Annotated in this window: 14 protein-coding genes and 1 tRNA gene; 12 read left to right on the forward strand and 3 right to left on the reverse strand. The window is 69.6% G+C overall.

What is annotated here, in order from left to right:
• Positions 1 to 6: 6 nt before the first annotated feature.
• Genes HKK74_RS18735 through HKK74_RS18755 form a run of 5 tightly spaced genes read left to right on the forward strand, consistent with a single transcriptional unit; the run spans position 7 to position 9,198 of the window.
• A complete protein-coding gene (locus HKK74_RS18735) occupies positions 7 to 1,017 on the forward strand; it encodes an enediyne biosynthesis protein (RefSeq protein ID WP_246491726.1) in 1,011 nt (336 codons plus the stop codon).
• Complete coding sequence (locus HKK74_RS18740; protein ID WP_187244530.1) at positions 1,014 to 6,812, forward strand: type I polyketide synthase; 5,799 nt, start codon at positions 1,014 to 1,016, stop codon at positions 6,810 to 6,812. The genes HKK74_RS18735 and HKK74_RS18740 overlap by 4 nt, the downstream gene beginning before the upstream one ends.
• A 3-nt stretch (positions 6,813 to 6,815) precedes the next feature.
• Positions 6,816 to 7,274 carry an acyl-CoA thioesterase gene (locus HKK74_RS18745; protein ID WP_187244531.1) on the forward strand — a complete coding sequence of 153 codons (459 nt, stop codon included), beginning with the start codon at positions 6,816 to 6,818 and terminating at the stop codon, positions 7,272 to 7,274.
• Complete coding sequence (locus tag HKK74_RS18750) at positions 7,271 to 7,810, forward strand: flavin reductase family protein (RefSeq protein ID WP_187244532.1); 540 nt, start codon at positions 7,271 to 7,273, stop codon at positions 7,808 to 7,810. The genes HKK74_RS18745 and HKK74_RS18750 overlap by 4 nt, the downstream gene beginning before the upstream one ends.
• On the forward strand, positions 7,807 to 9,198 hold the full coding sequence (locus tag HKK74_RS18755; protein WP_187244533.1) for a cytochrome P450: 1,392 nt from the start codon (positions 7,807 to 7,809) through the stop codon (positions 9,196 to 9,198). The genes HKK74_RS18750 and HKK74_RS18755 overlap by 4 nt, the downstream gene beginning before the upstream one ends.
• A gap of 70 nt (positions 9,199 to 9,268) precedes the next feature.
• On the opposite strand, the gene HKK74_RS18760 is transcribed toward HKK74_RS18755, so the two are convergent.
• The 3 genes from HKK74_RS18760 to HKK74_RS40905 all read right to left on the reverse strand — a co-directional run bounded on the left by HKK74_RS18760 (position 9,269) and on the right by HKK74_RS40905 (position 12,501).
• On the reverse strand, positions 9,269 to 10,033 hold the full coding sequence (locus tag HKK74_RS18760; protein WP_187244534.1) for a helix-turn-helix domain-containing protein: 765 nt from the start codon (positions 10,031 to 10,033) through the stop codon (positions 9,269 to 9,271).
• A gap of 446 nt (positions 10,034 to 10,479) precedes the next feature.
• Positions 10,480 to 11,508, reverse strand: coding sequence for a ParB/RepB/Spo0J family partition protein (locus tag HKK74_RS18765; RefSeq protein ID WP_312881601.1), 1,029 nt, complete (start codon positions 11,506 to 11,508; stop codon positions 10,480 to 10,482).
• 339 nt (positions 11,509 to 11,847) lie between these two features.
• On the reverse strand, positions 11,848 to 12,501 hold the full coding sequence (locus tag HKK74_RS40905) for a ScbR family autoregulator-binding transcription factor (protein ID WP_187244535.1): 654 nt from the start codon (positions 12,499 to 12,501) through the stop codon (positions 11,848 to 11,850).
• A 295-nt stretch (positions 12,502 to 12,796) separates the two neighbouring features.
• Between HKK74_RS40905 and HKK74_RS18775 the strand changes: the two genes are divergently transcribed.
• The 7 genes from HKK74_RS18775 (at position 12,797) to HKK74_RS18805 (ending at position 21,068) form a co-directional block, all read left to right on the forward strand.
• On the forward strand, positions 12,797 to 13,366 hold the full coding sequence (locus HKK74_RS18775) for a DUF5987 family protein (RefSeq protein ID WP_312881602.1): 570 nt from the start codon (positions 12,797 to 12,799) through the stop codon (positions 13,364 to 13,366).
• On the forward strand, positions 13,363 to 15,018 hold the full coding sequence (locus HKK74_RS18780; RefSeq protein ID WP_187244536.1) for a GMC family oxidoreductase N-terminal domain-containing protein: 1,656 nt from the start codon (positions 13,363 to 13,365) through the stop codon (positions 15,016 to 15,018). Before HKK74_RS18775 ends, HKK74_RS18780 begins: the two co-directional genes overlap by 4 nt.
• Before the next feature lie 17 nt (positions 15,019 to 15,035).
• On the forward strand, positions 15,036 to 16,097 hold the full coding sequence (locus HKK74_RS18785) for a carboxymuconolactone decarboxylase family protein (RefSeq protein ID WP_187244537.1): 1,062 nt from the start codon (positions 15,036 to 15,038) through the stop codon (positions 16,095 to 16,097).
• 257 nt (positions 16,098 to 16,354) lie between these two features.
• The gene (locus HKK74_RS18790) at positions 16,355 to 17,158 is read left to right on the forward strand and encodes a TIGR03084 family metal-binding protein (RefSeq protein ID WP_187244538.1); all 804 of its coding nucleotides are present in this window, start codon (positions 16,355 to 16,357) and stop codon (positions 17,156 to 17,158) included.
• 201 nt (positions 17,159 to 17,359) lie between these two features.
• Positions 17,360 to 17,435, forward strand: a tRNA-Leu gene (locus HKK74_RS18795).
• Between the two features lie 173 nt (positions 17,436 to 17,608).
• Positions 17,609 to 19,165, forward strand: coding sequence for a class I SAM-dependent methyltransferase (locus HKK74_RS18800; RefSeq protein WP_187244539.1), 1,557 nt, complete (start codon positions 17,609 to 17,611; stop codon positions 19,163 to 19,165).
• 19 nt (positions 19,166 to 19,184) lie between these two features.
• Positions 19,185 to 21,068 (forward strand): KedN5 family methylcobalamin-dependent radical SAM C-methyltransferase, encoded by a 1,884-nt coding sequence (locus HKK74_RS18805; RefSeq protein WP_187244540.1) that lies wholly within the window; start codon positions 19,185 to 19,187, stop codon positions 21,066 to 21,068.
• The last annotated feature ends 1 nt before the right edge of the window (position 21,069 follow it).

A 21,069-nucleotide genomic window follows, 5' to 3' on the forward strand; every position in this document is an offset into this window, starting at 1 on the left:
CCGGACATGTCCACGAACAAGCCCAGCCCCCCGCGCCACGACCCCAAGGTCGTCATAGCCCTGCGCAACTTCGCCATGTCGATGTCGGTGTTCAACATCCTCGGCTACACGATCCTCGGTTTCGAGCAACCGTGGGTGTGGCCCTTCATCGCCATGGCCACCGCCTACTCGTTCGAAACGTTGCTGGAGGCCATCGGGGCGCGGGTCGAGGGGCGCACGCCGCGCTTCATCGGCAACGGCTGGCGGGGCGTCCTCGAGTTCCTGTACCCCGCGCACATCACCGCCCTCGCCATGAACATGCTGATCTACGTCAACGACCAGGTCTGGGTGATGATCTTCGGGGTCATGGTCGCTGTCGGTGCCAAGTGGGTGCTGCGCGCCCCGGTGCGCGGCCGGATGCGGCACTACATGAACCCCTCCAACTTCGGCATCACCATCATCCTGCTGGTCTTCCCGTGGGCCAGCATCGCGCCGCCGTACCACTTCACCGAGCGGTTCAGCTCCCCGGTCGACTGGCTGGTCCCGGCGATCATCCTTGCCGCGGGCACCATGCTCAACGCCAAGCTGACCGGCCGGATGTGGTTGATCATGGGCTGGCTCAGCATCTACGTCGTGCAGGCGATCGTCCGCGGCGTCCTGCTGGACACCTCGATCCCGGCCGCATTGATCATGATGACCGGCGTCGCGTTCGTGCTCTACACGAACTACATGGTGACCGACCCGGGCACCAGCCCGTCCGCGCCGGCCTCGCAGTTCGCCTTCGGCGGCGGCATCGCGGTCATCTACGGGTTCTTCACCGGGGCGGGCATCGCCTACGGGCTCTTCTTCGCCACCGCGACCGTCTGCCTCATCCGTGGCGTGTTCCTTTGGTCGCTGCACATCTCCAACCAGGCCCGCGAACGGCGGGCGGCACTCGACGGCACCGCGACCCGTGACGCCTCCGCCAACGGAAAGCCCGGTCCCGGGCGACCCGACATCGAGAAATCCGACACAGAAAAGAAGGTCGTGCCCGCATGACCAGTGCCAGGCTCGCCATAGTCGGCATGGCATGCCGTTACCCGGATGCCACGTCGCCGCGAGAACTCTGGGAGAACGTCCTCGCGGGACGCCGCGCCTTCCGGCGGCTGCCCGGCGAGCGGATGCGACTCGAGGACTACTGGGACGCCGATCCGGCCGCCCCGGACCGGTTCTACGCGCGGAACGCCGCCGTCATCGAGGGGTACGAGTTCGACCGCGTCGCCCATCGCATCGCCGGCAGCACCTACCGGTCCACGGACCTCACGCACTGGCTCGCGCTCGACGTGGCCGGCCGGGCGCTCGCCGACGCGGGCTTCCCGGACGGCGAGGGACTGCCCCGCGAGCGCACCGGCGTGGTCGTCGGCAACACCCTGACCGGTGAGTTCACCCGCGCCAACGTGATGCGGCTGCGCTGGCCGTACGTGCGCCGCGTCGTCGCCGCGGCGCTCAAGGAGCGGGACGACTGGGACGACGACCGGCTGGGCGCTTTCCTCGACGACCTCGAGGGCGCCTACAAGGAGCCGTTCCCGGCCATCGACGAGGACACTCTCGCCGGCGGGCTCTCCAACACCATCGCCGGGCGCATCTGCAACCACTTCGACCTCAAGGGCGGCGGCTACACCGTCGACGGGGCCTGCTCCTCCTCGCTCCTGTCGGTGGCGACGGCCTGCCGGTCGCTGCTGGACGGCGACCTCGACCTCGCCGTCGCGGGCGGCGTCGACCTGTCGATCGACCCGTTCGAGATCGTGGGCTTCGCCAAGACCGGTGCCCTGGCCACCGGCGAGATGCGGCTCTACGACCGCCGGTCCAACGGCTTCTGGCCGGGCGAGGGCTGCGGGATCGTCGTGCTGATGCGGGAGGAGGACGCCCTCACCCAGGGCCGCCGGATCTACGCGACCGTCGCCGGGTGGGGCATCTCCTCCGACGGTCAGGGCGGCATCACGCGGCCCGAGGTCAGCGGCTACCGGCTGGCGCTGCGGCGGGCCTACGAGCGGGCCGGGTTCGGCATCGACACGGTGCCGATGTTCGAGGGCCATGGCACCGGGACCGAGGTCGGTGACGCCACCGAGCTGCGGGCGCTGTCACTGGCCCGCCGCGAGGCCTCCCCGGAGGCCGCGCCGGCCGCGATCGGCTCGATCAAGGGGATGATCGGGCATACCAAGGCCGCGGCCGGCGTGGCCGGTCTCATCAAGGCCGTGATGGCGGTGCACGATCAGGTGCTCCCGCCGACCACCGGCTGCGTCGACCCGCACCCGCTGCTTGCCGAGGAGCCGGCTGCACTGCGGGTCCTGCGCAAGGCCGAGCCGTGGCCGTCCGGCGCGCCGCTGCGTGCCGGGGTCACCGCCATGGGCTTCGGTGGCATCAACACGCACGTCGTGCTGGAGGGAGCCGCGGCCCGCCGGCGAATCCCGCTCGACGCCCGCACCAAGGCGCTGGCGTCCTCGGTCCAGGACATGGAGCTGCTGCTGGTCGACGGCGACTCGCCGGAGGTCCTGCGCGAGCGCCTGACCCAGCTGATCGACTTCGTTCCCCGCCTGGCGTACGCGCAACTCGCCGACCTGGCCGCCACGCTCCAGTGTGAGCTGCGCGACCGGCCGTACCGCGCGGCCGCCGTGGTGTCCTCGCCCGAGGACGCCGAGCGGCGGCTGCGGCAGGTGCTGCAGTCCCTGGAAGCGGGGGAGACCAGCCTGTTCGCCACGGGAGGCCGCGTCTTCCTCGGCCGCGTGAGCGGACCGGGCCGGATCGGCTTCCTGTTCCCGGGGCAGGGCTCGGGCACTGGTACCAGCGGAGGCGCGCTGCGCCGCCGTTTCGCCGAGGTCGAGGAGGTGTACCTCAAGGCGGCGCTCCCCACCGGCGGCGACATGGTGGCGACGTCGGTGGCCCAGCCGCGCATCGTCACCGGATCGATGGCCGGCCTGCGCGCCATGTCCCTGCTGGGAGTGGACGCGGAGGTCGCGGTCGGCCACAGCCTCGGGGAACTCTCGGCGCTCCACTGGGCGGGTGCGATGGACGAGGAGACCCTGCTGCGGGTGGCGGGCGAACGCGGCCGCACCATGGCGGAGCACAGCGCTTCGGGGACCATGGCCAGCGTCAACGCCTCGGCGTCCGCGTCGGAGCTGCTGGTGGCCGGCCGGCCAGTGGTGATCGCCGGTTACAACGGTCCGGGCCAGACCGTCCTCGCCGGTCCGGTGGACGCGATCGAGGCGGTGAGCCGCGATGCCGAGGCCAACGGCGTGAGCTCGGTCCGGCTGGCGGTCTCGCACGCCTTTCACTCGCCGCTGGTGGCGCCCGCGGCCGACGCATTCGGCGCCCGGCTGGCAGAGGAGCGGTTCGGCGCCGTCGGGCGGCGGATCATCTCCACGGTGACCGGTGAGTTGTTGGCGCCGGACACCGACCTGGTGGCACTGCTCCGCCTGCAGATCACCGATCCGGTGCTGTTCGCCCAGGCGGTGGAGCTGGCGGCCAAGGACATCGACCTGTTCATCGAGGTCGGGCCGGGCCACGTGCTCAGCAACCTGGTCCCGGCCATCGCGGCCGGGCCCGCCGTCGGCCTGGACACCGACGACGAGTCGCTGGGCGGCCTGCTCGGGGTGGCGGGCGCGGCGTACGTCGCGGGAGCCCCGGTCCGGCACGAGGCGCTCTTCCACGGCCGGCTCATCCGGCCGCTGGAGATCGGCGCCGAGTTCTCGTTCTTCGCCAACCCCTGTGAGACCGCGCCACCCCTGCGGATCGCAGGTGGCGCGCGGCGGGCCGAGCCGGCCCCGGGCGCGGACACCCCCGGGGCGGTGCCGGAGACCGATCCGGAGGAGCCCAGCATCGAGCTGCTGCGCCGCCTGATGGCCGACCGCGTCGAGCTTCCGCCCGAAACGGTGACCGACGACAGCCGTCCGCTGGACGACCTGCACATGAGCTCGATCACGGTGGGGCAGGTCATGAACCAGGCGGCCCAGTTGCGGCGGCTACCGGTGACCCAGGCGCCGACGAACTTCGCCACCGCAACGCTGCGCGAGCTGGCCGGGACCCTCGACGCTCTGGCCGAGACCGCCCGTTCGGGCGACCTCGACTCCGCATCCGTGGTCGCCGGGGCGGCCGCATGGGCCCGGCCCTTCACCCTCGACCTCGACGAGGAGCCGCGGCCCTCCGCGCGCCTCGCACCGCAGGGCGGTGGACCGTGGACGGTGTACGCCACGGACGGTCATCCGCTGGCCGAGCCACTGCGACGGGCGCTGGAACGCGCGAACACCGGGCCAGGGGTCCTGGTCTGCCTGCCCCCGGACTGTGCCCAGGAGCAGTTGAAACCGGCGCTCGAGGGCGCACAGCGGGCGCTCGGCGGTGAGCCGGGCAGTCGGTTCGTCCTGGTCCAGCATGGCCGCGGCGCGGCCGGTCTGGCGAAGACGCTCAGGCTCGAGGCACCCCACCTGCGCATCACCATCGTGCACACTCCGTTGACCGCCGAGGCGGTGGACCGGGTGGTGGCCGAGGTGGCCGCGACGGCCGACTTCACCGAGGCGCACTATGACGCCGAGGGCGTCCGGCGGATACCGACCCTGCGTGCGATGCCGGTGCGTCCGGTGCGCACCAGTCCGCCGCTGGATGCCACAGACGTGCTGCTCGTCACCGGAGGCGGCAAGGGGATCACGGCAGAGTGCGCGCTGGCCGTCGCCGCCGACACCGGAGCCCGGCTCGCCGTGCTGGGGCGCTCGGACCCGGCCGAGGACCGGGAGCTGGCGGCCAATCTGCGGCGGATGGCCGACAGCGGGGTGACCGTCCGGTACACGCGAGCCGACGTCACCGACCCCGCCGCGGTCGCCGCCGCGGTCGCCGAGCTGACCGAGGCCCTCGGGCCCGTCAGGGCGGTGCTGCACGGCGCCGGCCGCAATGAGCCGGCCGGGCTGACCGGGCTGGACATGGAGGCGTTCCGGCGCACCTTCGGCCCCAAGATCGACGGACTGCGGGCGGTGCTCGACGCCGTCGAGCCCGGTGGGCTGAAGCTGCTGGTGACGTTCGGCAGCATCATCGGCCGGGCCGGGCTGCGCGGCGAGGCGCACTACGCCACCGCCAACGACTGGCTGGCCGACCTCACCCGTGAGGTCGCGGACCGGCACCCCGGGTGCCGTGCGATCTGCATGGAGTGGTCGGTGTGGTCGGGGGTCGGAATGGGAGAGCGCCTGGCGGTCGTCGAGGGCCTGGCCCGCGAAGGCATCACCGCGATCACCCCGGACCAGGGTGTGCAGATCATGCGGCGGCTCGTCGCCGATCCGGACGTACCCGCCGTCGTGGTGATCAGCGGCCGCACCGGGAGCATCGACACCGTCCGTCACGACCGCCCGGCGCTGCCGCTGCTGCGCTTCGTGGACCGGCCGCTGGTCCACTACCACGGCGTCGAATTGGTCACCGAGGTCGAGCTGAACGTCGGCTCCGACCCCTACCTCGCCGACCACCTGCTCGACGGGAACCTGTTGTTCCCGGCGGTGATCGGGATGGAGGCCATGACCCAGGCGGCCGCCGCGGTCACCGGCAGGGAGGGCCCGTCGGTGATCGAGCGGGCGGAGTTCCAGCGGCCCATCGTCGTCCCCCCCGAGGGGAGCACGTCGATCCGGATCGCCGCGACCGTCACCGACGACGACACGGTGGAGATGGCGATCCGCAGCTCGGAGACCGCCTTCGCCGCGGATCACTTCACGGCCCGGGCGGTGTACTCCGATGCCGAGGTGCCCACCGGGCCGCCGGAGCAGGTCGGCGACGACCTGCCCCCGGTGCCTCTGGACCCGGCCGCCGAGTTGTACGGGAGCGTGCTGTTCCAGGGCACTCGGTTCCAGCGGCTGCGCCGCTACCACCGGGCCGCAGCCCGGCACGTCGACGCCGAAGTGGCCGCGGTGGGCGCCGGGGGCTGGTTCGCCGGGTACCTGCCGGGCGAGATGCTGCTCGCCGATCCCGGCATGCGGGACGCGCTCATGCACGGCAACCAGGTCTGCGTCCCCGACGCCACCCTGCTCCCGTCCGGGATCGATCGGGTGCACCCCGCGGGCCCGGACGTCACCGGAGAACTGCGCTACTGCGCCACCGAACGGGAACGCGACGGCGACACGTACATCTACGACATCGCGGTGCGCGACGGCACCGGCACGGTCGTGGAGCGCTGGGAGGGCCTGCGTCTCCAGGCCGTCCGCAAGGGCGACGGCCGTGGGCCCTGGACGACGCCGCTGCTGGGGTCGTACCTCGAGCGGGAGCTGGAGGACCTCCTCGGCGTCCATGTCGCGGTGGCCTTGGAGCCGGACGCTCCCCCAGGAATGGGCGACGGCCGCCGGACCCGGACCGCACTGGCCGCCGGCCGGGCGCTCGGCCACCCGGCCGCCCTCAGATACCGGCCGGACGGGCGGCCGGAGCTCGCGGGCGGACGGGCGGTCTCGTCCTCGCACGGCGCCGGGGCGACCCTCTGCGTCGTGGCGGACCCCACCGGGCCCTCCCCGCTCGGCTGCGACCTCGAAGCGGTGGCCGAACGGTCCAGGGAGGAGTGGGACGGGCTGCTGGGCCGGCACGCCCCCCTGGCCGAACTGGTCGCCGCGGAGACGGCGGAGGCCCCCGGCACCGCCGCGACCACTGTCTGGTCGGCGGTCGAGTGCCTCCGCAAGGCCGGCCTGCCCGCGGACGCCCCGCTCACCCTCACCCCAGTACGGCGGGGCGCCTGGAGCGTCTTCGCCTCCGGCACCCTGCGGATCGCGACCCTTGTCACCACCCTGCGTGACGTCCCCGATCCGGTCGTGCTCGCGGTCCTCGTGGAAGGACGGTCGTAGCCCATGGAGAACCACTACGAGTACCGGCACGTCGTCGGTTTCGAGGAGACCAACATCGTCGGCAACGTCTACTACGTCAACTATCTGCGGTGGCAGGGACGCTGCCGGGAGATGTTCCTCAAGTACCAGGCGCCGGAGGTGCTCACAGACCTGCAAGGCGACCTGAAGCTGTTCACGCTCAAGGTCGACTGCGAGTTCTTCGCCGAGATCACAGCCTTTGACGAAGTATCCATCAGGATGCGCCTGGTCGACCTGGCGCAGACCCAGCTGGAGTTCAGCTTCGACTACGTACGGCTCGATCCGGACGGATTCGAGACCTTGGTCGCCAGGGGCAGGCAGCGGGTCGCCTGCATGCGCGGGCCCAACACCCGCACGGCCCCCGCCCGGGTTCCCGAGTCGCTGGTCCGGGCGCTCGCGCCGTACAAGCCGGAGAACCGGAGCGAGGCGGGGAGGGCGTTATGAGGGGCGATTCCACACCATCGGGTTCGGCGGCCGAGACCAAGGCGCTGCGGCGGATGTTCGGCGCGTTCGCCACCGGGGTATCGGTGGTGACCGTCGGTGGCGCCAGCCCGCACGGGATGACCGCGAACTCCTTCACCTCGGTCTCGCTGGATCCGCCGCTGGCGCTGATCTGCGTGGGCCACGAGGCGATCATGCACCGCAGGCTCGCCATCGGGTTCTTCGGTGTCTCGGTCCTCGCGGCGGACCAGGAGGGCGTGGCCCGGCACTTCGCGGACCTCACCCGGCCCTTGGGCGCCGCCCAGTTCGAGAGCATCGACTGCGAGCCCGGCCCGGTGACCGGTGTCCCGCTGATCAACGGCGCCCTGGCCACCTTCGAGTTCGAGCTCTGGAACACCTACGAAGGCGGGGACCATTCGATCTTCGTCGGTCAGCTGTTGTCCCCGGAGCGGCCGCCACTCGAGGCGGACGGGGCGCTGCTGTTCTACCGCGGGCGCTTCCGCCGACTCGAACCATTGCACAGCGAGGTCAGGGCATGAGCAGGACATGGCCGTTGGCCGGCAGCCGGCGCGGCGGCTCGCAACATCTGGTGCCGCCCGGTCCGCCACGGACGGCGACACCGCGCCTGCTGCGGCAACTCGCACTGGACCGGCTCGGGCTGATGACCACGGCGGCCCGATACGGGGACGCGGTCCGGCTCGCCATCGGTCCCCGGACGCTCTACTTCTTCAACCATCCCGACCACGCCAAGCACGTGCTGGCCGACAACAGCGCCAACTACCACAAGGGGATCGGCCTCGTGCAGGCGCGGCGGGCCCTCGGGGACGGACTGCTGACCAGCGAAGGCGAGCTCTGGCGCGAGCAGCGCAAGGTCGTTCAGCCCGCGTTTCAGCACAAGCGGATCTCTCAGCAGGCGGGCGTGGTCATCGATGAGGCGGCGAAGCTGGTCGCCCGGCTGCGGGCGCGGGCGGGCGGCGCTCCGGTCGACGTCGTACACGAGATGACCGGGCTCACCCTCGGCGTGCTCGGCCGCACCCTGCTCGACGCCGACCTGAGCGCCCACCGCTCGATCGGCGGCGCCTTCGAGGCCGTGCAGGACCAGGCGATGTTCGAGATGGTGACGCAGGGCATGGTGCCGTCGTGGCTGCCGCTGCCCAACCAGCTGCGCTTCCGCCGGGCGCGCAGGGAGCTTGAACGGGTCGTCGGCAGCCTCGTGGCCGAGCGCGCCGCGCGCCCGGTGGCCGGGGACGACGCGCTGTCCCGGCTCATCGTCTCGGTCCGGGCGGAACCGGACGCCCGGAAGGGGCGCCGCCGGCTGCGGGACGAACTGGTGACCCTGCTGCTCGCGGGGCACGAGACGACGACCAGCACACTCGGCTGGGCGTTCCACCTGCTCGACGAGCACCCGGACGCTGCCGGGCGGGTGCGCGAGGAGGCCGTCCGGGTGCTCGGCGACCGGACGCCGGCGTTCGATGACCTGCGCCGCCTGACCTACACGACGGCGGTCGTCCAGGAGACCATGCGGTTGTATCCGCCGGTGTGGATCCTGACCCGTGTGGCGCAGGGTGCCGACCAGGTCGGCGGCTACCACGTGCCGGCCGGCAGCGACGTGATGGTCTGCCCGTATACGCTGCACCGGCATCCGGGGCTGTGGGAGGGGCCGGAGCGCTTCGATCCCGGCCGTTTCGACCCCGGCCGTTCCGACGCGGCCTCCATGCCCCGGTACGCCTATATACCGTTCGGGGCCGGTCCCCGGTTCTGCGTCGGCAGCCACCTGGGCACGATGGAGGCGGTGTTCGTGCTGGCCATGGTGATGCGCGAGCTGCGCCTGACCCGGGCGCCCGGTCACGAGGTCGTCCCCGAGCCGATGCTGTCCCTGCGGATCCGCAGCGGCCTGCCGATGATGGTGCGCGCCGCCGGTGGATAGCGGACGCTCGAGCGATGAAAGCGTCCCGGACGATCGTCCGGGACGCTTTCATCTTGCCGGCTCCGCTACCTCAGCTCGCCGCGGTGCTGAGTGCGGTCCTGCGGGCGTTCGTGAGCGCCATCAGCACGGGCGGGTCGAGCACCTGCATCGGCCTGAGCCGCAGTTCCAGCGACTTGGTGATCGTTCCCGGCCGGATCTCCATCGGCCCGTGCACCGCGACGGTCGGCGGCAGGTCGTCCGGGGTCTCCTCACCTCCGGGCCGCACGCACTGCGCCAGCAGGTACCAGCGGCCCTCGGGAACGTTCTCGAGCCGGAACGGGCCCGGCCGGTCCAGCACCGTGCACTTGACCGGGGTGCCCTGCGGGATCGTGTCGAGGAAAAGGCCGGCGAAGACCGGGCCCGCCGTCTCCTCGGCGTCCGGTGTCACGAACCTCCCCTGGACGATCGCGGTGCGCCGCCCGTGCCGGCGGGGCTCGTCAGGGATGACCGGAGTGAAGCCGCCGAGTTCCCGGTAGGCGGTGGGGGAGAGGCCGACGCTGCTCTTGAAGCGCGAGCTGAATGTTCCAACGCTGTTGTAACCCACCCGATAGGTGATTTCGGTGACGCTGAGCGAGGTCGTCAGCAGCAGTTTCTTGGCCTCTTCCATCCGCACCGCCGACAGGAACCTGCCGGGGGAGATGCCGGTCGCCCGCTGGAACAGCCGGGTGAAGTGGAACTTGCTGAACATCGCGGTTCTGGCCATGTCGTCGATGGTGATGCTCTCGCCGATGTTCTGGTGAATGCTCTCAATGACCCGTTGGATGCTCTGTTCGGTACGCCAATCCAGAATCCGCATTTGTTGAACACCTTTCCGAGTGCGGGCCGTAAAGAGGTTGATCAATCGGCGGAGTGTGCGTTGTGGTGCATTGTGTGCACTGAATGCGGGCGGCGAATCCTCCTTGCGTCGTGGAGGTGATGTCCAGAATAACGTCCGATTGCCGCACGTGGATTTCGCCCATTGAACACAGGTGCAGCCGATTGAGCGTGGATGCACCTGCCGTGATGGAATGGCGACGCAGCGTGTGATTTCAATGCGTTATTGCCGGCGCCCATGGGCTGGGTATATCCTAAATTGCTCAAATAGGAAAGATGCCCGGTCGCCGAGCCTGTGCCTCATCCCCCGTCGGGCCCCGGGACGGCTTCCCGCGCGACGGGGGGATCCATGGGACGGTCGCGACAGATTCGGTGGGGAAGGCCTATCTGGACGAGGCCATCGGGACGGGAGACCGTCAAGGCGCCTTGTCAGGACAGGGGCTTTGTCCGATATTCGAGTGTCCGTGCCAGCAGCTCCCAGCTCCGGGCGCACTCGCGAGTGATCTTGATGACGGTCTCCGCACAGTGCGGGGGGACCGCGTCGATGATGGCGGGCCAGTCCACACTGGTCGCCGAATGGGTGTGCAGCAGCCTGAGCAACTGCCGTCCCCCGTCGGTCTGCCGCAGGGCCGGGTCCTGGACGAGCCGGCGCAGCAGGAAGGGCAGGTCGAGCCGGTCCTCTCCGCGGTCGGTGCCCGGCGTCTGGACGGCGGGCCGCCTGCCCGTGAAGGGGGCAGGGGGCTGGACTCCCTCGGCGACCTGCCGTCGGCAGGGTACCGGGTCCTCGCCGCGCCGCATACGCCAGCGGACGTCGTGCGCTGTACCCAGGGACACCCCGGCGGCCTTGGCGATCTCTCGCAGTGGCGCGTCCGGGCGCTGCGCGATGGCCTCGGCGGCACGGCGCCTCCCCTCCACGGCGTTGACCGGTCGGTTCCGGCCGTCGAGTCCCCGGCGCGTGTTCGAGCGCGGTGGTTCTTCGGTTGAACACCGGCGCAGCCCCGCGACGGTCTTGGCGGCCAGGCCGGTGTGCGCGGCGATCGCCCGGTCGGACAGGCTCGGCCGCGAGGTCAGGATGCGCGTTGCCGCGGCCTTGCGGTCGGCCAGCGACAACGACAGCCCGTGCGCGATGTTCTCCTCGACCGCCCGTATGAAGGCTTCTTCCTCGTTGCCGTCGAAGAACACCACTTCGATCTCGTCATGGCCCCGGAGAATGGCGGCCTTGCAGCGGTGGTGACCGTCGATGATCTGCATGGAGGAACGGTGCACAAGAATCGGCGGAAACGAGGCCTCGCTCTCGGCGAGAAGGTTGACGTGATCTTCGTCCTCGGTCTGCCGTGGCGAATCGCCCGGACGGAGAGCACTGATTGACACCGTGTGGGTCTTGGTGGCGGTGAGGGGCCGCACCGACAGGTTCTCTTCCGCCGGGTCGCTTCCTCGTGGCGAATGGCCTCCACACACGATTTACTCCCGTCCTGGCGCCCAGAGGTCAATCTTGATCTGATGGCTTTGATGATCAAGTGCGGAGTTGACCGAACGCCGTCTGGATCAATCTGAAAGATACCGGCTGGCCGGGTTTTGGCAATACCCCATTTCAATGGAGGAGTGAACGCTGGGTGGCCGACTCGCAGCCGACCGTGTCAAATCCCTGTTCGCCGCGCTGCCAGGAAACCGTGTGATCACTCAGTAAGTGGCGCAAGGGCCAGTCATGCTTTACCTGCGGCCATATCCCACTGACCGAGTATTGACAACCCCACTGACCAGTATTGACCTCGATCGATGATCACGAGCAGAGGGCGGTCAGCATGAGGACGACGCGGCCGGAGGGGGCTGGTCGAGTGCGGGGAAATCCGTCATCACCGTGGCCACGCGCTCGGGCTTGACCAGACCCGGCAACAAGTGGCGCCACATCACCGCCAGATGCTCATGGAGATCGGAGTCGGGTGCCTTCAAAGCGCTCATGCGCTGAAGCCCGGTGAAGGAGGCCACCAGGAACTCGGCGACGACCCTCGTGTCCGCGTCCGGCCGCAGGTCGCCCTGCTGCCGGGCTTCGCGCAGCAGTTGCTCGACGATGTCGGTCCAGCCGGAGAAGAGGGGCGGCGCCGAGGCGCCGATGAGAGCGTGCTCGCACGCCAGCCGGGTCCCCGCGCGGGCCAATGCGTTGTCGCGGAGGATGCCGGCCGCCCGCCAGAACACCTCCAGGAGAAGGTGGATCGCGCGGGGCTGATGCTCCCGGAGTTCGCTGATCAGCGTGGGCCAGAGCTGGTGCTGTTCGGTGAGGATGGCGAGCGCGAGGTCTTCCTTCGACGGGAAATGGAAGTACAGCGCCCCCTTGCTCACCTGCCGCCCGGTCACGATGTCCTGGAGGCTCGTGCCGAGATACCCGCGGGCCTCGAACATCTCGGCCGCAGCGGTCATGATGACGCGTCTTGTACGTTCTGCTCGTGCCTGCATGCGCCCCTGCCCAGTGTTCAAAGTACGGGGGCCAAAATTGTATACTTGGGAATCTCATTGGGCGCAGCACCCCGGCCGCGGTGGCACGGCATCCTCAGAGATGCACCCCGGTGTCCTGAGCTTGGACGATAGGGCATGCGGAGGCGAACTGGACTTGAGGAATCCGCGTTATCGGGTTCTGCGGGAATGAATGAGATCATCTTCGCGTCCGGTCATTGACGATTCATGCTTGTGGCACGTGTTCTGCGGATGAATCGGGCCCATGCCTCCGCGCAGCCGACAGGAGGTGGCGCCGGTGAAATCGGTATCTCCAGGAGATGACAAGACCAAGACGATGACACTCGAGGCGTTCGCCGACACGATCGTCCCGGGTGTGAAGCGTTCTCCCGAGGACAGATCGGTCGCGGGCGCCGTTGTTGACCCGGGGGCGGTAGTGGCGGGCGCCGTCGAGCTTCTGGAGACACCCGCGCCGGGGATACGCGAAGGCCTGGACGACCTCGTCCGGATGCTCAACGACCACGCACGGTCGTACGCGGACCTGCAAGGGCTGGTGCTCGACTCGCCGGAGCCCCCGTTCGTCGCCCTTTCGTTCGCCGATCGCACCGCCCTGGTCCAGGCGCTCACCGCGCCCGGACATCCGGAACGGGAGGTGTGGATCAGCCTCGCCCTGTTCAGCAACATGGCCTTCGACACCGCCGCGCACATGCACACCCTGGACGCGATCGCCGCGGACCATCCCGGCATCCGGATCATGGGTCTGGCGAAACCGGACCCCGATGGCCTCTGGCGGTTCCCCGCCTTCTCCTACGGACGGCCACTGGCCGATCTCCATCCCGACACGACGGCCTCCGGGAGTCCCGCATGACCAGTACCGAACGTACCGATGTCCTCGTGGTCGGCAGCGGATTCGGCGGAGCCATCGCCGCCTACCACCTGGCGGCCGGCGGCGCGCGGGTCGTCGTGCTCGAACGCGGGCCATGGCTGGAGGGCAAGGACTTCGAGCATGACTTCAAGCTCGGCTCGTCCTACACCCGGATCTTCGACTTCGTGATCGGGGACGGGATGAGCGTCCTCGGCGGGAACTGCGTCGGCGGCGGCAGCGTGGTCTACTTCGCCGCGATGCCGCGCGCGCCGCGGTTCGTCTTCGAGCGCCGGGGAAGCATCCGGCGGCGCATGTGGCCGGCGACGATATCCCGGGACCTGCTCGAGCCGTGGTACGACCGGGTCGCCGAGGCGATGCCGGTGACCAAGCAGGACTGGAACGACGTCACGTACGCGGGTGGGTTATGGGCGGCGGCATGCGCCCACGCAGGGCACACCGCCAACCCGGTCCCGGTCGCCGTCGACAACGACCGCTGCACGAACTGCAACTGGATGATGGCCGGCTGCCGTTTCGACGCCAAGCGCTCCCTGCTGTTCAACTACCTGCCGGCGGCCCTCGCGCACGGTGCCGAGATCCGGCCTATGCACGAGGTCCAGCACCTGTCCCTCACCGACGAAGGCGGCTACCGCGTCCACTACAACGTCATCGACGACGAGGACTACCGCGTGCACGTCGGGAGCGGGGAGATCGACGCCAAGATCGTCGTGCTGGCAGCAGGAGCCGGCGCCACGCCGGTGATCCTGCAACGTTCCGAACAGGCGCTCGGCCGCATGCCCCACGCCGTGGGCCGCTACTTCTCGGGGAACGGCGAGCGGCTCAACACCGCGGTCATCGACGAGGACCGGGCTCGTGAAGTGCTCGGGCTGACGCGGGAGGGCGGGATGGCCTACGCGGCCAACCAGATCGGCCGCGGGCCCGTCGTGGCGAACTGGGACCGGCTCGACGGGACGCTGCCCGAATACTCCCGCTTCTCGCTGGAGCAGCTGTACTTCCCGCCGGGCCTGGGCACCATTCTCGCCCAGGCCCCGGATGCGACCGGCCCGACGTGGTTCGGTGTGGACAAGAAGGAGATGCTGCGGCGCTGGCAGTCCTGGCTGACCATATTCACCATGTCCGAGGACGACAACGAGGGGGTCTTCGGGCTTCCGCCCGCAACCGGCAACGCGGTCCGGATTTCGCAGCAGATGCTCGGACGGGGCAACCTGCGATACCACCCGACAGCGAACACGCTGCGGGGCTGGGCGGAATCGGACGCCGCGGTTCGCGACATCATCGAGCGCGACGGGCTCGCCAAGGTGATGCCGTGGACCAACGACCTGGTCGGCGCGTACACGGTGCATCCTCTCGCGTCTTGCCGCATCGGCGACGACCCGGCCACCTCGGCGCTCGACGACCGTCATGAGCTGCGCGGCCACCCGGGCATCTTCGTCACCGACGGCTCCGCCGTCCCGGGAGGGCTGACGGTCAACCCGGCGATGACCATCGCGGCGCTCGCCGAGCGGGCCATGCCGGGCATCGTGGCGACGGCACGGCAGCGCGGGATACCCGTGACCTACGGGGCGCCCGGCCCGGGCGGGGAGACCGGCGGCCGCCGTGCCGCGGCGCCGCTCGTCGCCGATCTGGTCCGCGAATAGCGCCTGGACGGCCGACGATGAGCGGAGTGCTCAGCCGGGCGACCCGCCGGGCGGCGCAGGTCCAGATCCGGCACGTCTCCGTGGTCCCGCGAGGCGCCGCCGAGGGTCTGGTCGATCAGGTGTACGCACAGCTCGAGCGCGACTTCGGCCTGTTCGCGCCACCGGTGGTCCTGCACTCGGCGGTGCCGGAGGCCCTCGCGGCCTGCTGGTCGATGCTGCGCGAGACGCTGGTGGCCGCGGGGCGAGTGGACCGCGCGGCCAAGGAGGTGGTGGCGTCCGCGGTCTCCCTTGGCAACTCGTGTCCGTACTGCGTGGACGTGCACGGTGCGGCGTTGCACGCTCTGGCCGGTGGCCGGGACGCGGCCGCCGTCGCCGGTGACCGTCTCGGCTCAATCGGCGATCCGCGGCTACGGGAGATCGCGGCATGGGCGCGGAACGGTAAGGCGCCGGGAGCCCCGATCCCGCCCGAACAGGCCGCCGAGCTCCTCGGGGTGGCGATCACCTTCCACTACCTGAACCGCATGGTCAACGTGTTCCTGGGCGAGTCCCCTTTCCCGCCCGGGACACCGGCCGTTCTCCGCGGGGGCCTGCGGCGGCTGGCCGGCCGGCTGTTGCGTCGATCGGTCGGCCGCGGGCCCGCGCCCGGCGCGTCACTGGAACTGCTCTCCGCCGCTCGACTGCCCGACGACCTCGCGTGGGCGGCCGGTAGCCCGAACATCGCCGACAGTCTCGCGCGGGCGGCCGCCGCCTTCGAGACGGTGGGCGTGCGTACGGTGCCGGAGGCCGTCCGTGAGCTCGTCCTGGTGCGGTTGGCCGACTGGACGGGTGAGCCTCCCGGGCTGAGCCGGTCCTGGGCGGCGGACGCGGCCAGAGCACTGCCCGGCGCGGACCGCCCGGCCGGCCGGCTGGCGTTGCTGACGGCCATGGCCTCCTATCAGGTCGACGAGTCGGTCATAGCGGCGTTCCGGAGCGGAGGGGCTGACGACGCGGCGCTGGTCGGCCTCACCTCCTGGGCGAGCTTCGCGGCGGCCCGGCGAACGGCGGCCCGGCCGGGCACCGGCGCCGCGCCGGGGTCGTGATCAGCTGAGATCTGTGCCAGGCCGAGCTTGAACTGCTGTTCTGATTCGTGCGTCCTGCGATGCGAATTCCTTCCTTATCGAGTCTGAGATGGCAATTCAAAAGATGTGCCGGGCAGGGCGGAAGGCGACGATATGGATTGGCGGAATCGCACCAGATATGGGTTATGCGTGATCGCAATCACCCTGACGTGGCGGCGGCCCGGTCCGTGGCCGGAATGTGCGACCAGCCGCGGGAATGCCGAGAGAGGACGGAAGAAGTGACCGATCTGCAGACCGTGATCTCCGACCTGACCGCGGAGGGCGACGACGTCGATCGCCTGGTGGCCGGTCTGGACGCCTCCGGATGGAAGACGCCCACCCCCGCCCCCGGCTGGACGATCGCACACCAGATCGCCCACCTGACCACGATCTTTCGCATGGCCGCGATGTCGGCGGCCGAGCCGAAGGAGTTCGAGGTGATGCTGGCACGGCTGAGCGACGACTTCAGCGCCAACGTGCGGGCGGCGATGGAGCCGTACCTGGCCGGGCCGCCGCAGGAACTGCTCGGCCGGTGGCGCGCCGAGCGCGCCGCCGCGTCCAAGGCGCTCGCCGCCGTCCCACCCGACCGGGTGGTGCCCTGGCTGGTCCGGCCGCTGCCACCTGCCATCCTCGCCTGCGCCGGGATCATGGAGCTGTTCGGGCACGGCCAGGACATCGCCGACGCGCTCGGGGTGCGGCTGGAGCGAACCGACCGGATCATGCATCTGGCCGGGTTCGCGGTCCTGGTCCGCGACTTCGGCTACCTGGCGCGCGATCTGACACCTCCCGAGGTGGAGTTCCGCTACGAACTCACCACTCCCTCCGGCGATCGGTGGGAGGTCGGTCCCGCGGACGGGGAGAACCGGATCACCGGACCCGCTGAAGACTTCTGCCTGCTGGTGACCCGGCGCCGCCACCGCGCCGACCTCGCGCTCACCGCCGACGGCGCGGTCGCCGACCACTGGCTCGACATCGCCCAGGCGTACCGAGGGCCCGCCGGGCCCGGCCGCGAAGCCGGCCAGTTCGCGCACCAGGGCCGGTAGCCTGTCGGGCTCGAAATATGCAGGGGATGAAAAGGGTTTCACTGGTCATCCATTTCATCTTGCCGTGCACTTTGTCTTGCCGTGCGGAATTCCCCGTCAACGGTGTGGACGACGACAATATCGAAGAAGGCCCGGGCGGTAGTCCGGTGCCACGCTGATCGGTATGCGAGGCATTGCCGTCCGGCAATGCCTCCCGATTGCGCCCCCGTAGCCCAGAGGCAGAGGCGAGCCCCTTAAAAGGGTTTTGTGGTTGGTTCGAATCCAACCGGGGGCACCAGAACGAACGGCCGGTATCGAGCCGAGCATTTTCGAAGAGGACGTTGCGTGCTCGATTGTGCGAACATCGCAACACAGTTGCCCGGAGAAAGGGCAGGCCGAACGGTCGTCGTGCGGCGGTTCGGTGAATGGATTTCTCGTCGGTGGAGTGAATTCGAGGTAAGGGGCGAGATCTTGACTGGTTCCGACGCCAATCCGGTCGCCACATTGATCGACTCATTCGTCGCCGCGCCCACGGGCCGGCTGGAGGAGGCCTACCAGCGGCTCGTCGGTGCGCTGTGGCGGGACGGCCTTCCGACCGAGCTCGCGTTGCCTGCGGTGCCACATCTTGTGGCGTGCCTGGATCAGGTGGACGAGGTGCGGCAGGGGCATCTTTCGATCCTCCTCGGGCTGCTCGCCGAGGTGGAATATCCGGCCGCTGACGGCAAGGTGAACTCGGCGGTCCGCTCCGGACTCGACCGCTATCTCGTCTTGTGGCGGCGTGCCCCGAAGGGGCTGGGGCTTTCGTTGGCCCTGCAATATCTCGTCGCGCATTTTCCCGGCGACAGCCGCCGCATTCTCGCCGTGGCCGACGAACTCGGCCTCGACGTCGACGACCGGTCGCGGCTGGATCGTGCCCTGCTCCGGTTCGATCCGGACGACCCGGAGCCGGAGATCGGCCGCGCGTTCCCCTATCCGACGGCCTGGGAGATGGACGAGTCCGAGCGCGCGCACGACCGAGCACAGGTCAAGGCGCTGACCGCCGAGCAGGTCGAGGCACAGTGGCACAAGGACACCCGCACCGTGCTCGGGTTCACCGGCGCGAGGGCGTATTGGGCGGTGCGGCATGGCGCGCCGGCGCCGATCGAGCCCGACTCGCTCGCGCCGCGCTACCCGGATCCGCCGGAAGCGGATATCGAGATCTTTCGCAGGCACGAGGCGGCATTCCACTGTCCGAGCTGCGGCGGCCGCGGTCTGGCGTTCGAGTCCGGCCTCGCCCGTTGCCCCAGCTGCGCCAAGGTATATCGGATCACGCGGGGGATGCTCGACGTCACCGCACCGGACGGCGGCGGGGTGGGCGGCGCGGACTTCCTGTCCCAGCTCGTGAAGATCCCCACCATGTCCCATTTCATCGAGTCGAAGGCCCGGCCCAACTTCAAGCGGCTGTGCGGCTTCACCTGGGATGGGCCGGTGTCGGCCGCCTTCGAGGAGAAGCGCATCGCCGAGCTCGTACGCCCGGTGGAGGGGCCCGTGCTCGACCTCGCCGCCGGACCGGGCGGGTTCACACTGGCGCTCACCAAGGCCGTCGGGCACCAGCGGGTGATCGCGCTGGACCAGATGCCGACGATGCTCGCCTCGCTGCGGGACCGGCTGCCGCAGGTGCCCGCGGTCGTGGCGAACGCGCGGACCCTTCCGTTCGGCGACGACACGCTGGGCGCGGTGATGTGCTGGAACGGGCCGCACGCGTTCATCTTCGAGGACACCGCCCCGATATTCGCCGAGATCGGCCGGTGCCTGCGACCCGGAGGTACGTTCACGACGTACAGCTTCCGCAACTCCGAGGACCCGATCTATCGATACTTCGTCGCCTCGCACCACTTCCCGCAATCCGAGCACGGTCTTGAGATGTACGACCTCGACGAATTCAAGGGATGGCTGGACCAGGCCGGGCTCGTCGTGCGCGAGGAGTCGTCCATCGGGCTGGCCTTCTTCATCACCGCGGAAAAGCGTGCACCGGGCGAGCGGGCCTGAGGAACGAGGACGTGATCCCGTGTTGAAGATTCGATTAGTGCAGCAGGGCGCCTGGGACATGCCGGTCGACTCGATGCCGCTCGCCGTCGGCTATCTGAAGGCGGTGATCGACGCCGATGTCGACTTCAGAGGCGAGGTCGAGGCGGAGATCTCCAACTTCCGCGGCGGCGCGCAGCTGCAGGACATGGCCAAGGAACTGCTGAGCGGTGAGATCCCGGACGTGCTGGCGTTCTCCGTGCTCGGCTGGAATTATCGGCAATTCGGTGCCCTGGCCGAGACGTTCAAGCAGGTCAATCCGCGTGGGCTGGTGGTATTCGGCGGAAACCACGTGGCCCACCAGTCCGAACGGGTGTTCCGCGATTTCCCCTGGGTCGATGTGGTGGTCAACGGCGAGGGCGAACACACCTTCCATGAGCTGCTGACCCACCTGCTCGAGCATCGGGAATTCGACCCGGTGCACGTGCGGGGGATTTCCTACAGGCGCCCGGACCGCGAGCACCACACCACGCCCGACCGCGACCGGATCGAGGACCTGGACGTGGTGCCCTCCCCCTTCCTCACCGGCGCCATCCCGATGGCCGACGCCGCCGGGAACTTCCGTTACGACGTGGCGCTGATGGAGACCAACCGCGGTTGTCCGTACAAGTGCTCGTTCTGCTACTGGGGCGGAGCGATCGGCCAGAAGATGCGGTCGTTCTCCGCCGAGCGGCTCGCCGCCGAGCTGGACCTGTTCGGCTACTACAAGGCCCCGTCGCTCGTGCTCTGCGACTCCAATTTCGGGTTGCTCGAGGCGGACGAGGAGTTCGTGGAGCTAGTGATCAAGACCAAGGAGAAGTACGGCTATCCACAGGCGCTGATCACCAGCTGGGCGAAGAACAAGTCGCCGCGTTTCTACAACATCGTCCGGCAACTCAAGCAGCACGGCCTGCACGGCCTGTTCACGCTGGCGTTGCAGACCCTGGACGACGCGGCGCTGACCGACATGCTCCGCAAGAACATGAAGGTCAACCAGTGGGAGAGCATGGTCGACTGGCTCCACGAGGAGGGTCTGGAGTGCTACGGCGAGCTGATCTGGGGAGCGCCGGGGGAGACCGTGGAGTCGTTCCTCCGTGGCTATGACAGGCTCGCCAAGAAGGTCTCCCGGATCGCGGTCTATCCGATGCTGCTGCTGCCCAACACCGCGTATTCCGAGAACCGAGAGGTGCACGGGTTCGTCACGATCCGCGGCGAGGACGACGACTTCGAATACGTGCTGGCCAACCGGACCTCCACGCTGGCGGAGAACATGGAGATGCAGCGATTCGTGTTCTGGGCCCGGGTGCTCGGAGAGCAGCAGTTCCTGCGGCACACCTGGCGGCCATTGCTCGACGTGCTCGAGATGGGCCAGTCCCAGGTCATCCAGAGCCTCAAGGCGTACTTCGAGCGATCCGATGATCCGGCTGCTGCCGCGTTCCTGGCGAAGATACCGGTGATCGCGGAGTCGCCGGCCATCGCCGGCGCGCTGCGCAGCCTGCACAGCCAGCCGGAGCTGCGCGAGCTGGTCCGGCGGTGGTGGCTCGAGGAGATCGTGCCCGCGTTCCCGGAGCGGTGGCGGGAGTTCGCAGCGGCGCTGTACGAGTTCGAGGGCTGGTCGCGGCAGGTCTACGTGGAGCCGGGCGGGGAACCGCCCCCCGGCTGGCGCGACGTCGAGCGGGACGGCGGGCACTGGTACGAGAGCGACCCGGTGTCGCTCCGCTACGACATGCCGACGGCGCTGGAGAACTGGCCCGGGACGCTGGAGTCGGGGCCTCAGGAGGAGCCGACGACCCTGGTGTTCTCCGCCCGCCCCGGCTACTACGAGAATCTGGACAACTACGAGACCGCCTCGATGCACCTGGCGACCCCGCGCCGTGTCCCTGGTTGAC

The organism is Actinomadura alba (assembly GCF_014323705.1).
Classification (GTDB): domain Bacteria; phylum Actinomycetota; class Actinomycetes; order Streptosporangiales; family Streptosporangiaceae; genus Actinomadura_C; species Actinomadura_C alba.